We start from the raw sequence: 14152 nt of genomic DNA on the forward strand, positions 1-14152 counted from the left end.
CCCCCCCCCCCCCCCCCACCACCCCGCGTCGCGTCCTGGAAGCTGTGAGCCGAGTCGTCCAACGCGTGTCCGTGGGTGCACTCGGGTGGCGGGTTGCGCGTGGTGGCGATCACGCCGTCGAGCCGGTCGCGCGCGGCGAGGAGTTCGGTGATCCGTCCGCTGATCCGCGCGCGCTCGCTCTCCAGCTGATCCAGCAGGCCCGACGACACCGTTCCGGAGTACACGCAGCGCAGTACCTCCCGCACAGACCTGCTCGGCAGCCCGGCAGCGAACAGCTGCTGGATCAGGTGGACCCGGTCGACCGCGGAGTCCGGATACTCGCGCTGCCCGCCGGAGCTCCGCTCGGCCTGCAACAGGTCCTGCTCGCCGTAGTAGCGCAGGGCCCGCACGCTCACCCCGGCCTGGCGGGCCACCTCGCCGATCCGCATGTGTCCTCCCGTCACCCGGCTGGCGCCGCGACTTGCACCTCACGTCAACGTCAGGTTTTAGCGTAGTCGATACCAAGGCTTACCAAGCCCTCCGGACAAACAAGGCAGGTCATCATGCGCGCAGCCCGCTACCACGAGTACGGCGGCACGGACACCCTGGTCGTCGAGCAGGCCCCGGACCCGCTGCCCGGTCCCGGAGAGATCCGCGTCCGGGTCACGGCGGCCGGCGTCAACCCCGTCGACTGGAAGGTGCGCAGCGGAGCCGTGCGCGACTTCTTCCCGGTCGACCTGCCGGCGATCCCGGGACGCGACGCCGTAGGCCTGGTGGACAAGCTCGGTGAGGGAGTCACCTCGGTCGGCATCGGTGACCGCGTCTTCGGCCTGGGCGGAGTGACGGGCGCGACGGCCGAGCTGGCGGTCCTCTCGGCCTGGGCCCCGGCCCCCGCCAACTGGAGCGACGAGGAGGCTGCCGCGGCCGGCCTGGCGTCCGTGACGGCGCTGAGCGGACTCAAGGCGCTCGGTGAGATGGCGGGTCGCACCCTGCTGATCGAGGGGGCTGCCGGAGGAGTCGGCGGCGCGGCGGTCGAGATCGCCCGCGCTCTGGGGGCGACCGTGATCGGGACGGCCAGTGAGCGCAACCACGCGTATCTCACCTCCCTGGGCGCCCTTCCCGTGACCTACGGTGCGGGCCTCGCGGAACGTCTCGCCGACCTGGCCCCGAACGGGGTCGACCTCGTCCTCGATGCCGCCGCTTCCGGCTCCCTGGCCGATCTCGTCGAGATCGCCGGCGACCCGGACCGCGTGGTGACGGTCGCCGACCACGTGAACGCACAGCCCCTGGGCGTCCGGGTGGCCAACGCGGTCAACGACTCCACGCTCCTGGCCGACGCGGCTGCCCTCGGCGAGCAGGGCCGCTACACGCCGCGCATCGAGCAGACCTACCCCCTGGAGGAGATCGCGAAGGCGCACGCCCACTCCGAGCGCGGACACGTGCAGGGGAAGATCGTGGTCACCATCTGATCCCACCTGCCGTACACCGCGGACGCGGGAAGGGACTCAGCCCCGGCCGGGCGGCGGCAGGCGCACCACGGGTGCGAGATCGAGATCAGGCGCCTTGCCCGTGCCGGTCGCCCGGAACACACTGGGTCCCGGGCACGGGGACCGCCGGCGAGCCCCGGAACGCGCACCGATGAGTTTCCCGCGCCGCGCTGGTCCGTTCCCCCGGACACCCACGGACGGAAGGCTGGGCCATGCGGAAACTCATCTACGGCATGAACCTGACCCTGGACGGCTACATCGCCGCGCCCGGCGACGACATCGGCTGGAGCGGACCGCCGAGCCACGAGCTGTTCCAGTGGTGGCTCGAACACGAGCAGGCGAGTGGACTGTCGCTGTACGGGCGCAAGCTGTGGGAGACGATGAGCTCCTACTGGCCGACCGGCGACCAGCAGCCCGACGCCACCCCGGCGGAGGCCGAGTTCGCGCGGAACTGGAGGGACACACCGAAGGTGGTGTTCTCCTCGACGATCGGCAAGGCCGATTGGAACACCCGCCTGGTCAGCGGCGACGCGATCGCCGAGATCACCCGGCTCAAGGCCGAGGACGGCGGCCCGATGAACATCGGCGGCGCGACGCTCGCCGGGGCGGCCATGCGCGCGGGGCTGATCGACGAGTACGTGATCGCCGCCCACCCGGTCCTGGTGGGCGGCGGCACGCCGTTCTTCACCGCGCTGGACAGCTGGGTGAACCTGCAACTGGTGGAGACGCGGGCGCTCCCCGGCGGCGTGGTCCTGACCAGGTACGAGACGAAGCGCTGAGCAGCTTCCCGCTGCCTCACGGCCTGGATGGGTGTGCGGAGACGCCGCCCGGGAGATCCGGCCACGAGATCCGAGACCTGACGACGGCTGCAAGATCTGGCCTTCCGTGTCAGGCAGCGAAGCGATGACACGGGCTTTCCCAGGCTGTATCACGCCACGACACCTGTCTTCCGTTTCAGGCTCGTGGCACTTGCCCGGGTGAGCCGTCGCGCCGCACCCTCGTTTTCGGACTTGGCCCGCCTGCGGTGCGGCAGCGGAGAACTCGTACCCAGTGAAGTCGGTGACGTGGACGTATCCGATGCGTTGATAAAGCGCGTTGCTGGTGGGATTGGCCGGGTCCGCGAACAGGACGACGTCCGTGACGCCAGCGGCCAGCGCGGCCCTGCTCGCCTCGACTGTCACGGCGCCCGCGTAGCCGCGGCCGCGAAGATGGGCCGGGGTATAGACGGGGTCCACCCGGATCATGCCGCCGACCAACGACGTCGAGCCCGCCATGGATACGGGAACGCCGTCCGAGGTCTCCCAGAATGTGAAGTCCTTATCCGCGAAACGCGTGTCGGACCAGGAGCCGGCGTCGATAGCGGCCATTGAAACGCTCTCTGCGACATCGACGCAGAACCCGCGGCACCAACGCACGACGTGCTCGTGGTTCTCCTCACCCGCGGCCCTGCCCCGGCCCTCCGGGTGCGGCTCCGGCGGGGTGAGTGTGCCGAGTCGGTAAAGGTGAGTCCGCCAGAAGGAAACCGCCGCTGCACCCGCGTACTGCTGCCATATCTCGGCGAAGAGGGTGGCAGTTTCGTGGTCCGCGATGACGCTCGAAGGGGAGTGGCCGAGGCCCGCCAGGTGGTCGGCGAGGGCGGCGGCCTGTTCGGCAGAGAGAGGGGTGAGGGTCAGACGGCCGCTGGGCGTGCCATAGAAGATGGCGCGGACCTCATCTCCTGACTCCAGTCGGCCGAAGATGGTGGCTGCGCCACCGTTCAGAACGTTTGATCAGAGGCCGTCCCAGGGCCTTTTCAAACCGGTTGATCTGGGTTGTAGGTGTCGACCGGTGAATGTCGAGGGCTCGGGCGGCTTCGGTGTGGGTGGGGCAGGGCAGCAGGGCAGCAGCGAAGCGTTCGTTCGACTCGCTGCCGGGCACTTGGGCCGGCCCGGGCGCCCCGCAGACTCGCCGTGATCGATGCCGCGCGGCGTTCAGCCCTCTCACCATGAGCCCCCTCCCGGATCGTCGGCAGCCTTCACCGAGCGCGCTACGTTCGTGCCCGCGTGAAGCTCCCTTGCCAGATCGGGGGTGAAGGATCGCGGCGATGCCCGCCTGGTGGCCGGTTCGATCACCCGGTCACGCGCCGAGCCGTAGTTCATACAGGCAGGGCTTTCCTTGAAGGATCTGCACCCAACAGGGTTCGCGCGCGGGCTCGGCAGCACCGCCACCGCCACCGTCCTTACGCCGTTGCCTTGTGGCCGTCCTCGAAGTAATGACCGTCCTCGATGTCCGCGATCAGCCCGGGGTGCACGGGCACCCAGCCGAAGCGCTCCCGGGTCAGCGCGCTGGACGTCGGGTTGTCGAGTGACATCAGCGGGGCAAGAAGGCCGAAGTGGCCGTTCGCCTCCTCGGCCGTCAGGCTCGCCGCCGGAAGCTTCAGCCGGCGGCCGATGGCCTCGGCGATGTCCCGCAACCGCACGCCCTCCTCCGCGACCGCGTGCAACGGGGTGCCTGGCGGGGCGGATTCCACGGCCAGCCGGAACAGGACCGCGGCATCACGCCTGTGCACCGACGACCAGCGGTTCGCCCCCTCGCCGACATAGGCCGAGACACCCTTCGCGCGAGCGATACCGATCAGCATCGAGACGAACCCGCGCGCGTCCCCCCGACCGTGCACGGTCGGCGCCAGCCGTACCGACGACGAGCGCACCCCGCGCCCACCCAGGGCCAGAACGGACGTCTCAACCGGAAGCCGCAGGCCGGTGACGGCATGAGGAACAGCCGGGGTCTCCTCGGTCAGCACCTGTCCCGGCGTGCGGCCGATGACCCCCGACGTGACCACGAAGGGCTTGCCGGTCTGCTCCAACTCCGAACCGATCGCCTCCACGGCTTTCAACTCGACCCGCGCACGAGCGGCAGAGTCGGTGGTCTCGGAGATGTGCTGGTTGGCGGCGAAGACCACCCCGTCCGCCTTCGCCGCGCCGGCACGCAAGCTGTCCAGGTCACCGAGATCACCTCGGTGCACCGTGATGCCTGCCCCGGCCAGAGTCGCGGCGGAGGCATCGGAACGGGCCAGGCCCACGACCTCGTGGCCCGCTTCCAGCAACTCACTCACGATGGCCGATCCGACGTACCCGGTTGCCCCTGCGACGAAAACACGCACGACGAGAATCCCCCAATGAATTCGAGTCGGCCCGCCGCACGACGCCGGGTCCGTACCTCGACGGTAGAAGCGGCGGGAACTCGGCGTCCAAGACCTGTTCCGCACCACGCGATACGGATCAGGTATCACGAGTACGATGCGGAAGTGCCCAACGCCCACGTACCCCTGGTCGACTTCGACCTGCGTCTGGTGCGGTACTTCACAGTCGTGGCCGAGCACGGCAACTTCCGTCGTGCAGCGGCCGAACTGCGGCTTGCGCAACCATCGCTGAGCCGCCAGATCCAGAGTCTCGAGAAGCGGCTGGGCGTCCGTCTGCTCGACCGCACCACCAGGGGCTGCCACCTCACCGCGGCCGGGCAGGTGTTCCTTCCCCAGGCGGCAGAGCTCCTGCGTGCCGCGGAACTGGCGGCGACGACGACCCGCGCCGCAGCAGCATCCGGCGCCGTCACCATCGGGTACGTGGGCGGACTCATCATCACCCCCGCAGTACGTGAGCTGCGCAGCCGCCATCCTCACGCCCAGGTCAGCACGCTGCACCTGGAATGGAGCGATGTCCACACGGCCCTGCTCGACCACCGCGTGGACGCGGTCATCGCCCGAGAGCCGTTCCCGACCGACCGGCTGCGGGTGACACCCCTGTACCAGGAGCCCCGGGTGCTCCTGCTGCCGACGACGCACCGCCTCGCGGGCAGGGAGTCGGTCACCCTCGACGACTTCGCAGACGAACCCCTCATCCGCTACCCGGACCCCGCCTACGACGCCTTCTGGCGCCTGGACCCCCGACCGGACGGACGCCCGGCACCCGACGGCCCACTGGTCGAGGCGCACGCGGACAAACTCGAATCCATCGCCGGCGGCCAGGCCATCGCCCTGGCACCGGCAGCCGACGGGAACAGCACGCCCAGGCACGACCTGACGACCGTTCCCGTCCAAGGAATCGAACCGTGCGACGTGGTGATCGCCACCCGGGCCCACGAGCGCAACCGCCTGGTATCAGCCTTCCTCGAAACAGCCCGATCGCATCTCACCGGTCGCGACGCACTCCGAAGGGTGTAGCTCCTTCAAGGGGCCCTACCTGTATGAACGACGGCTCTCCTGGCCTCGGCTGCGGATCTCTCCTGGCCTCGACTGCGGATCATCGGCATCAGCGGCCCGTGGGTCTCGGCGTCGGCGGCCACGACGAGCCGGCGGTCTGCCTGCCCGATCGGGCGCCTTCGATCCCGGTGACCAGGCGGCCGGCGGCCTGCCGCAGAACTGAATCGGCCCCCTACAACTCCGGTCAGGTCTGCGCCATGTCCACGAAGCGCGAGTAGTGCCCCTGGAAGGCGACGGTGATCGTCGCCGTCGGACCGTTACGGTGCTTGGCGACGATCAGGTCCGCCTCGCCCGCCCGCGGTGACTCCTTCTCGTAGGCGTCCTCACGGTGCAGCAGGATCACCATGTCGGCGTCCTGCTCGATGGAACCGGACTCACGGAGGTCGGAGACCATCGGCTTCTTGTCCGTCCGCTGTTCGGGGCCACGGTTCAGCTGGGAGAGCGCGATGACCGGCAACTGCAGCTCCTTGGCCAGCAGCTTGAGGTTTCGGGACATGTCCGAGACCTCCTGCTGACGGCTCTCCGCCCGCTTCGAACCACCGGACTGCATCAGCTGCAGGTAGTCGATGACCACGAGCTTGAGGTCGTTGCGCTGCTTGAGGCGACGGCACTTCGCCCGGATCTCCATCATCGAGAGGTTCGGTGAGTCGTCGATGTAGAGCGGGGCGGCGGAGACATCCGGCATCCGCCGCGCCAGCCGCGTCCAGTCCTCGTCGGTCATGGTGCCGGAACGCATGTGGTGCAAGGCCACCCGTGCCTCGGCGGAGAGCAGGCGCATCGCGATCTCGTTGCGGCCCATTTCCAGGGAGAAGATCACGCTGGGCAGATTGCTCTTGATCGAGCAGGCCCGGGCGAAGTCCAGTGCGAGCGTGGACTTACCCATGGCGGGACGGGCCGCGATGACGACCATCTGGCCCGGGTGGAGGCCGTTGGTCAGCGCGTCGAGGTCGGTGAAGCCCGTGGGCACGCCGGTCATCTCGCCGCTGCGTGAACCGATCGCCTCGATCTCGTCGAGCGCGCCCTCCATGATGTCGCCGAGCGGCAGGTAGTCCTCGCTGGTCCGCTGCTCGGTGACGGCGTAGATCTCGGCCTGCGCGGAGTTGACGATGTCGTCGACGTCGCCGTCCGCCGCGTATCCCATCTGCGTGATCTTGGTGCCGGCCTCGACGAGACGCCGGAGTACCGCCCGCTCGTGGACGATCTCCGCGTAGTACGAAGCGTTGGCCGCGGTCGGCACCGACTGGACCAGGGTGTGCAGATACGGGGCCCCGCCCACCTTGGTGATCTCGCCGCGCTTGACGAGCTCGGCCGCCACCGTGATCGGGTCGGCCGGCTCGCCCTTGGCGTAGAGGTCGAGGATCGCCTGGAAGACGGTCTCGTGGGCGGGGCGGTAGAAATCGTGGCCCTTGATGATCTCCACGACGTCGGCGATGGCGTCCTTGGACAGGAGCATGCCGCCGAGGACGGACTGTTCCGCGTCGAGGTCCTGGGGCGGGACCCGCTCGAAGCCCGGGGAGCCGCCCTCCCAGCCATTGTTCTCCCGGCCGCGGTCGTGCTGCTCGCTGCGGTCACGGCCCTCTCCCCGGCGCTGGCGGGAGACGGGCAGCCGGTCACTGGGACCGGTGTCGGCCCAGGGGTCGTCCAAAGGCTCGGGGATACTCATCCGGCCACCTCCTCCCGTCCGCTCCGCGGACCTAGCCGTGCCACTCTTTCTTACGGCACGGCACCGACAAACAAGACGCCCGACTCCGGTTGCGGTGTGTCGGGTTCCGTCGGTTTCCAGGGCCGAAACGGGGTGGGGGCGCCGCACCACGTTAGGCCGCCCGGCACCGTCAGCCAATCTGGTTATCCACAGGGCATGTGGACGACGGACCAGATGCTGTGGAGAACCACGCAGAACCTGTGCACGGACCGGGGGACAGCACTGTGGACAAACTCATAGCTCCCCCACCACCACCGCCCTGACCTGCACTTTCCCCATCCACTGGCTGTGGGGGAGAAAAACTTCTCGAGTCGGCGCAAGATCATGGCGACCCACACGCAGCAGAACACGGAACCCCCACAGATGTAAGGATCACTGAGGGATTGCATCTGTTACCTGTGGAAGATTAGATTGGCCTCCATGACCCAGGCACCGGCGAGCCCGCCATCCAGTCGCCGTCGGCACGACCGAGAGATCATCGCGCTCGCGGTTCCGGCCTTCGGCGCGCTCGTGGCAGAGCCCCTCTTCGTGATGGTCGACAGCGCCATCGTCGGCCATCTCGGGACACCGCAACTGGCCGGACTGGCCGTGGCCGCGGCGCTGCTCACGACCGCCGTGAGCATTTTCGTCTTCCTCGCCTACGCCACCACGGCAGCGGTGGCCCGACGGGTCGGCGCCGGGGACCTGGCCTCGGCCATCCGTCAGGGCATGGACGGTATCTGGCTGGCCCTCCTGCTCGGCCTCGCCGTCATCGCGCTGGCTCTCCCTCTCGCGCCCTGGCTCGTCGGCGTCTTCGGCGCCTCCGACACCGCGGCCCCTTACGCCACCACCTATCTGCGGATCTCCAGCCTCGGCATCCCGGCCATGCTCGTGGTGATGGCCGCGACCGGTGTACTCCGGGGGCTGCAGAACACCCGCACTCCGCTCTACGTCGCCATCGGTGGTTTCGCCGCCAACGCGGCCCTCAACGCGGGCCTCGTCTACGGCGCCGGCCTCGGCATCGCCGGTTCGGCCTGGGGCACGGTGATCGCACAGGTCGCGATGGCGGTCGCCTATCTCGTCGTGGTGGTACGCGGCGCCCGACGGCACGGCGCCTCACTGCGTCCGGACGTCGCAGGCATCAGGGCCAGCGCCCAGGCGGGGGTCCCTCTCCTGGTCCGTACGCTGTCGCTCCGAGCCGTCCTGCTCATCGCCACCGCCGTGGCAGCCCGGCTCGGCGACACCGACATCGCCGCACATCAGATCATTCTCTCGCTCTGGAGCCTGATGGCGTTCGCGCTGGATGCCATCGCGATCGCCGGCCAGGCCATCATCGGCCGGTACCTGGGGGCGGAAGACACCAAGGGTGCGCGTGAGGCCTGCCACCGCATGGTCCAGTGGGGCATCGCCTCCGGCGTGGTGTTCGGAGCCCTCATCGTCCTCGCCCGCCCGCTGTTCGTTCCCTTGTTCACCGGCGACCAGTCCGTCCAGGACACCCTCTTCCCCGCCTTGCTCGTGGTGGCCCTGACCCAACCGATCGCCGGGATCGTCTTCGTCCTGGACGGTGTACTGATGGGTGCAGGCGACGGGCCTTATCTGGCCTGGGCCATGCTCATCACCCTGGCCGTCTTCGCCCCTGCGGCGCTGGTCGTTCCCGCGCTCGGCGGCGGGCTGACCGCACTGTGGTGCGCGATGGCCCTCATGATGGTCGTCCGCATGGCGACGCTCTGGCTCCGCGCCCGCTCAGGCAAGTGGCTGGTCACCGGCGCCGCTCGCTGAGCCGGGTTCCTTGCCTGTTTCACGTGAAACAGGCAAGGAACCGAGCCGCCCCGAATACGGAAACGGTGAAGGGCCGCACCTCAGGAGGTGCGGCCCTTCACTGTTCTGCTGAGATGCGGCCTGAATCAGGCAGCAACAACCTCGATGCCGAGCTTCGCAGCGACCTCGGGGTGCAGACGCACGGACACCTGGTGTCCGCCGAGCGTCTTGATCGGCGAGCCGAGCTCGACGCGACGCTTGTCGACGTCCGGACCACCGGCGGCCTTGATCGCCGAGGCGATGTCGGCCGGGGTGACGGAGCCGAAGAGACGGCCGGCGTCGCCGGAGCGAACAGCCAGACGGACCTTCACGGCCTCGAGCTTGGACTTGATCTCGTTGGCCTGCTCGATCGTGGCGATCTCGTGGATCTTGCGGGCGCGGCGGATCTGCGCCACGTCCTTCTCGCCACCCTTGGTCCAGCGAATGGCGAAGCCACGCGGAACCAGGTAGTTACGGGCGTACCCGTCCTTGACGTCAACGACGTCGCCCGCAGCACCGAGGCCGGAGACCTCGTGGGTGAGGATGATCTTCATGATTCGGTCACCCTTCCCTTATCGCGCGGTGGACGTGTAGGGCAGCAGCGCCATCTCACGGCTGTTCTTGACAGCCGTGGCGACGTCACGCTGGTGCTGCGTGCAGTTGCCGGTGACGCGGCGGGCACGGATCTTGCCACGGTCGGAAATGAACTTCCGCAGCATGTTCGTGTCCTTGTAGTCCACGTACTGGGTCTTGTCCTTGCAGAACGCGCAGACCTTCTTCTTAGGCTTGCGCACAGGCGGCTTCGCCATGGTGTTTCTCCTGTGTGATCAAGAAGTGGGGGTGCGAGCTGCCCTTAGAAGGGCGGCTCGTCCGAGTAGCCGCCGCCGGATGCACCGCCAGAGCCGCCGGAGCCGCCGGAGCTTCCGCCCCAGCCACCTCCGCCGCCCTGCTGGCCCCCGCCCTGCTGGCCGCCGGCCGGCGCGCTCGTGGCCCACGGGTCGTCGGCGGGAGCACCGCCACCGCCCTGCTGGCCACCAGCACCGGGACCGCCGCCCCAGTTACCGCCACCCTGCTGACCGCCGCCGTATCCACCCTGGCCCTGGCCGCCCTGGCCACCGCGACCGGTGGTCTTGGTGACCTTGGCGGTGGCGTTCTTGAGACTGGGGCCGACTTCCTCGACGTCCAGCTCGTAGACCGTGCGCTTGACGCCCTCGCGGTCTTCGTACGACCGCTGCTTCAGCCGGCCCTGCACGACAACGCGCATGCCTCGCGTGAGCGACTCGGCGACGTTCTCCGCCGCCTGCCGCCAGACCGAGCAGGTGAGGAACAGGCCTTCGCCGTCCTTCCACTCATTGGTCTGCCGGTCGAAGATGCGGGGAGTGGACGCGACGCGGAACTTCGCGACCGCCGCACCGGACGGGGTGAAGCGCAGCTCGGGGTCGTCGACGAGATTGCCGACGACCGTGATGACGGTCTCGCCTGCCATGGGTGAACCTCTCGGCGGGGATTGCTTCTGGCTGCTTGCTGCTACTCGAACCCGATGACCACTGAGCTAGATGCTCAGTGGATCTCGGGACGGAGGACCTTGGTCCGGAGGACCGACTCGTTCAGGTTCATCTGGCGGTCGAGCTCCTTGACGACCGCAGGCTCGGCCTGCAGGTCGATGACCGAGTAGATGCCCTCGGGCTTCTTCTTGATCTCGTAAGCGAGCCGACGACGGCCCCAGGTGTCGACCTTCTCAACCTTTCCTTCGCCCTCACGGACGACGGAGAGGAAGTTCTCGATCAGCGGGGAGACTGCTCGCTCCTCGAGATCGGGGTCGAGGATGACCATCACCTCGTAGTGACGCATGTGGAACCCACCTCCTTTGGACTCAGCGGCCACGGTCGTTCCGTGGCAGGAGGGTCGTGATGCGTAAGCAACAGTGTCTCCGAGTAGAACAGCCGCCACTGACAACGCCCTCCTTCGAGGAGGGGCTGACTGGCTGGCCTGGGCAGACACCGGTGCAGACCGTACAGAGTACCCGCAGACAGGCTTCCGGTTGAAATCCGGTGGTCAGGAGACGCAATCTGTACACATCGGGTGTGAGCGGCGCCACGACGCGTCGCCTTTCGGCCAGGAGGTAATCCATGGCACACACAGTGCGATCCCGTCCCACCGTCTCCCTCTTCGCCACGGACGGCAGGCCTCATCCTCTCCAGGACGCCCTGGTGCTCGTGACACTGGTTCTCGGCGCCCTGGCGTTCGTGACGGCGATGTTCCACAACCTGCATCTGATCAGTTCGTGGGCCGGGCTCGTCGGCATTCTCACCGGTGCGTACGGGCTGTACATCTCCGCGACGACGCGGGAGAGGTTCCCGCTGATCCTCGGCATCGGAGCCGCTGCCATCGGGTTCTTCCTCGGTATGGCCCACGGCGGTCTCTTCGGCGGCGTGGTGGGCTGAGCGCTCCGCGGCCGACGGTCCCGGCACGGGCCCGGGGGCGGTGCTGCGGCGGGACACCGCCCCCCGCCGCCCCCGCCGGAACCGTCCGGGCGGGACAGGGCCAGACCGCGCGCTTCCCGGTCACAGTAGGCTTCGGCGCGAGAGCCGGAGCCCCTGACCGATGGGGACACACCTGCCGAGGAGCGCCCCGCATGAGCCTGACCCTGAGGACCATCAGCCGAGAGCAGCATCTGGCGTACATCCAGAGCCTGCCCGCGGCCAGTCACATGCAGGTCCCGGCATGGGCGGATGTGAAGGCCGAGTGGCGCTCGGAGAGCCTGGGCTGGTTCGACAAGAACGGCGAGCTCGTGGGCGCCGGCCTGGTGCTCTACCGGCAGCTGCCGAAGATCAAGCGATACCTCGCCTATCTGCCCGAGGGCCCGGTCATCAACTGGTACGCCCCGAACCTGACCGAGTGGCTGCAGCCGATGCTGGCGCACCTCAAGCAGCAGGGCGCCTTCTCGGTGAAGATGGGCCCGCCGGTCGTCATCCGCCGCTGGGACGCCCACGCCATCAAGGCCGGCATCCAGGACCCCGACGTGAAGCGCCTGCGCGACGTCGAGGCCACCCACATCGAGCCCCGTGCCTTCGAAGTCGCGGACCGGCTGCGGAAGATGGGCTGGCAGCAGGGCGAGGACGGCGGCGCCGGATTCGGTGACGTGCAGCCCCGCTACATCTTCCAGGTACCGCTGGCGAACCGCTCGCTCGAAGACGTCCACAAGGGCTTCAACCAGCTCTGGCGACGCAACATCAAGAAGGCCGAGAAGGCCGGTGTCGAGGTCGTGCAGGGCAGCTACGCGGAGCTCGCCGAGTGGCAGCGGCTGTACGAGATCACGGCCGAGCGAGACCACTTCCGCCCGCGCCCGCTCGGCTACTTCCAGCGCATGTGGACGGCCCTCAACAACGAGGACCCCAACCGGATGCGGCTCTACTTCGCCCGCCACGAGGGCGAGAACGTCGCGGCCGCGACCATGCTGATCGTCGGTGGACACGTCTGGTACTCCTACGGCGCCTCCGCCAATCACAAGCGCGAGGTCCGGCCATCGAACGCGATGCAGTGGCGGATGCTGCGTGACGCGTACGCCATGGGCGCCACCGTCTACGACCTGCGCGGCATCTCCGATTCGCTGGACGAGACCGACCACCTCTTCGGCCTGATCCAGTTCAAGGTCGGCACCGGTGGGCAGGCGGCGGAATACCTCGGCGAGTGGGACTTCCCGCTCAACAAGCTGCTGCACAAGGCGCTCGACATCTACATGTCCCGCCGCTGATCCAGCTCAGAAGGGCCCATGCCAGAAGGATCCATGGCGCGAGGCTGACGAAACCGGCTTCATTCGTTTCAATGGGCTCTCCAAGCAGTTCCTCCCACCTCTGACTCACCGCAGCCACCAGAAAGGTTCCGGACCGGCCATGGCGCTCTCCCTGTACGTCGACACCGCGCGCTGGCGGGCGCACCAGAAATCCGTGCTCGACCAGTTCCCCGGCCTCGTACCGGTCTGCAAGGGCAACGGGTACGGCTTCGGCCACGAGCGGCTGGCCGACGAGGCGATCCGCTTCGGCTCCGACACGCTCGCGGTCGGCACCACCTACGAAGCAGCCCGGATCAAGGACTGGTTCAGCGGAGATCTGCTGGTGCTCACACCGTTCCGGCGGGGCGAGGAGCCGGTGCCGCTGCCGGACCGAGTCATCCGTTCCGTGTCGTCCGTGGACGGGGTGCACGCCCTGGTGGGCGCCCGGGTCGTCATCGAGTGCATGAGCTCGATGAGGCGGCACGGCGTCAAGGAGGAGGAGCTCGGGCAGCTGCACGCCGCCATCGAGGACGTGCGTCTCGAAGGCTTCGCCCTGCACCTGCCGCTGGACCGCACCGACGGCTCGGACGCGGTCGAGGAGGTCATCGCCTGGATGGACCGCCTCCGGGCGGCCAGGCTGCCGCTGCACACCATGTTCGTCAGCCATCTGCGGGCCGAGGAACTGGGCCGGCTCCAGCAGCAGTTCCCGCAGACCCGGTTCCGTGCCCGCATCGGTACCCGTCTCTGGCTCGGCGATCACGAGGCGACGGAGTACCGGGGAGCGGTGCTCGACGTCACGCGTGTCGTCAAGGGTGACCGCTTCGGCTACCGGCAGCAGAAGGCGGCCTCCGACGGCTGGCTGGTGGTCGTGGCGGGCGGTACGTCGCACGGGGTGGGCCTGGAGGCCCCGAAGGCGCTGCACGGCGTGATGCCGCGGGCCAAGGGGGTCGCCCGCGCGGGCCTGGCCACCGTCAACCGGAACCTGTCGCCGTTCGTCTGGTCCGGCAAGCAGCGCTGGTTCGCCGAGCCGCCGCACATGCAGGTGTCGATCCTGTTCGTGCCCTCGGACGCCGAGGAACCGAGGGTCGGCGACGAGCTGGTGGCCCATCTGCGCCACACCACCACGCAGTTCGACCGGCTCGTCGACCGCTGAGCCGCCCGGGGCCGCCGGTGCGCCGGCGGCCCCGGAGCATGCTCCG

At 68.7% G+C, this 14152-nt stretch carries 15 protein-coding genes and 1 pseudogene; 7 read left to right on the forward strand and 9 right to left on the reverse strand.

All coding sequences use genetic code 11. The features are described from left to right. Positions 1-428: MerR family transcriptional regulator (locus ACFVJX_RS27340; RefSeq protein WP_385745977.1), on the reverse strand; the 428-nt coding region annotated here is incomplete at its 3' end. A 114-nt stretch (positions 429-542) separates the two neighbouring features. On the opposite strand from ACFVJX_RS27340, the gene ACFVJX_RS27345 reads away from it, so the two are divergent. Both ACFVJX_RS27345 and ACFVJX_RS27350 read left to right on the forward strand, forming a co-directional pair. Next, complete coding sequence (locus tag ACFVJX_RS27345; RefSeq protein WP_384124756.1) at positions 543-1448, forward strand: NADP-dependent oxidoreductase; 906 nt, start codon at positions 543-545, stop codon at positions 1446-1448. A 230-nt stretch (positions 1449-1678) separates the two neighbouring features. Next, positions 1679-2245: a dihydrofolate reductase family protein gene (locus ACFVJX_RS27350; RefSeq protein WP_384124754.1), complete on the forward strand. Its 567-nt coding sequence runs from the start codon at positions 1679-1681 to the stop codon at positions 2243-2245. Positions 2246-2491: 246 nt separating this feature from the next. On the opposite strand, the pseudogene ACFVJX_RS27355 reads toward ACFVJX_RS27350, so the two are convergent. The 3 genes and pseudogenes from ACFVJX_RS27355 to ACFVJX_RS27365 form a co-directional block, all read right to left on the reverse strand. Then, positions 2492-3214: pseudogene (locus tag ACFVJX_RS27355) on the reverse strand (GNAT family N-acetyltransferase); the annotation flags it as partial. Continuing rightward, positions 3177-3452: a LysR family transcriptional regulator gene (locus ACFVJX_RS27360; RefSeq protein ID WP_384124752.1), complete on the reverse strand. Its 276-nt coding sequence runs from the start codon at positions 3450-3452 to the stop codon at positions 3177-3179. The gene ACFVJX_RS27360 and the pseudogene ACFVJX_RS27355, both read right to left, overlap by 38 nt. A 232-nt stretch (positions 3453-3684) precedes the next feature. Then, complete coding sequence (locus ACFVJX_RS27365) at positions 3685-4608, reverse strand: SDR family oxidoreductase (protein WP_384124750.1); 924 nt, start codon at positions 4606-4608, stop codon at positions 3685-3687. Between the two features lie 144 nt (positions 4609-4752). Between ACFVJX_RS27365 and ACFVJX_RS27370 the strand changes: the two genes are divergently transcribed. After that, positions 4753-5664, forward strand: a complete 912-nt coding sequence (locus ACFVJX_RS27370) for a LysR substrate-binding domain-containing protein (protein ID WP_384124748.1) — start codon at positions 4753-4755, stop codon at positions 5662-5664. Between the two features lie 223 nt (positions 5665-5887). On the opposite strand, the gene dnaB is transcribed toward ACFVJX_RS27370, so the two are convergent. After that, entirely contained in the window at positions 5888-7366 is a 1479-nt protein-coding gene (dnaB, locus tag ACFVJX_RS27375) for a replicative DNA helicase (protein ID WP_384124746.1), read from the reverse strand. A gap of 459 nt (positions 7367-7825) precedes the next feature. On the opposite strand from dnaB, the gene ACFVJX_RS27380 reads away from it, so the two are divergent. Continuing rightward, positions 7826-9163: an MATE family efflux transporter gene (locus ACFVJX_RS27380; RefSeq protein ID WP_384124744.1), complete on the forward strand. Its 1338-nt coding sequence runs from the start codon at positions 7826-7828 to the stop codon at positions 9161-9163. A gap of 125 nt (positions 9164-9288) precedes the next feature. On the opposite strand, the gene rplI is transcribed toward ACFVJX_RS27380, so the two are convergent. The 4 genes from rplI to rpsF all read right to left on the reverse strand — a co-directional run bounded on the left by rplI (position 9289) and on the right by rpsF (position 11032). Beyond that, positions 9289-9735, reverse strand: coding sequence for a 50S ribosomal protein L9 (gene rplI, locus ACFVJX_RS27385; RefSeq protein WP_145764537.1), 447 nt, complete (start codon positions 9733-9735; stop codon positions 9289-9291). An 18-nt stretch (positions 9736-9753) separates the two neighbouring features. Beyond that, positions 9754-9990, reverse strand: a complete 237-nt coding sequence (rpsR, locus tag ACFVJX_RS27390; RefSeq protein ID WP_003967857.1) for a 30S ribosomal protein S18 — start codon at positions 9988-9990, stop codon at positions 9754-9756. A gap of 44 nt (positions 9991-10034) precedes the next feature. Next, positions 10035-10667 carry a single-stranded DNA-binding protein gene (locus ACFVJX_RS27395; protein ID WP_384124741.1) on the reverse strand — a complete coding sequence of 211 codons (633 nt, stop codon included), beginning with the start codon at positions 10665-10667 and terminating at the stop codon, positions 10035-10037. Between the two features lie 74 nt (positions 10668-10741). Then, positions 10742-11032: a 30S ribosomal protein S6 gene (rpsF, locus tag ACFVJX_RS27400; protein ID WP_018101872.1), complete on the reverse strand. Its 291-nt coding sequence runs from the start codon at positions 11030-11032 to the stop codon at positions 10742-10744. Between the two features lie 278 nt (positions 11033-11310). Between rpsF and ACFVJX_RS27405 the strand changes: the two genes are divergently transcribed. The 3 genes from ACFVJX_RS27405 (at position 11311) to ACFVJX_RS27415 (ending at position 14106) form a co-directional block, all read left to right on the forward strand. Next, entirely contained in the window at positions 11311-11625 is a 315-nt protein-coding gene (locus ACFVJX_RS27405; RefSeq protein WP_384124739.1) for a hypothetical protein, read from the forward strand. A 191-nt stretch (positions 11626-11816) separates the two neighbouring features. Next, positions 11817-12935 carry a lipid II:glycine glycyltransferase FemX gene (locus ACFVJX_RS27410; protein ID WP_384124737.1) on the forward strand — a complete coding sequence of 373 codons (1119 nt, stop codon included), beginning with the start codon at positions 11817-11819 and terminating at the stop codon, positions 12933-12935. 139 nt (positions 12936-13074) lie between these two features. Beyond that, positions 13075-14106, forward strand: coding sequence for an alanine racemase (locus ACFVJX_RS27415; RefSeq protein ID WP_123524850.1), 1032 nt, complete (start codon positions 13075-13077; stop codon positions 14104-14106). Positions 14107-14152: the final 46 nt, after the last annotated feature.

This window comes from Streptomyces sp. NPDC127177 (genome assembly GCF_042672475.1).
In the GTDB taxonomy this organism is placed as follows: Bacteria; Actinomycetota; Actinomycetes; order Streptomycetales; family Streptomycetaceae; genus Streptomyces.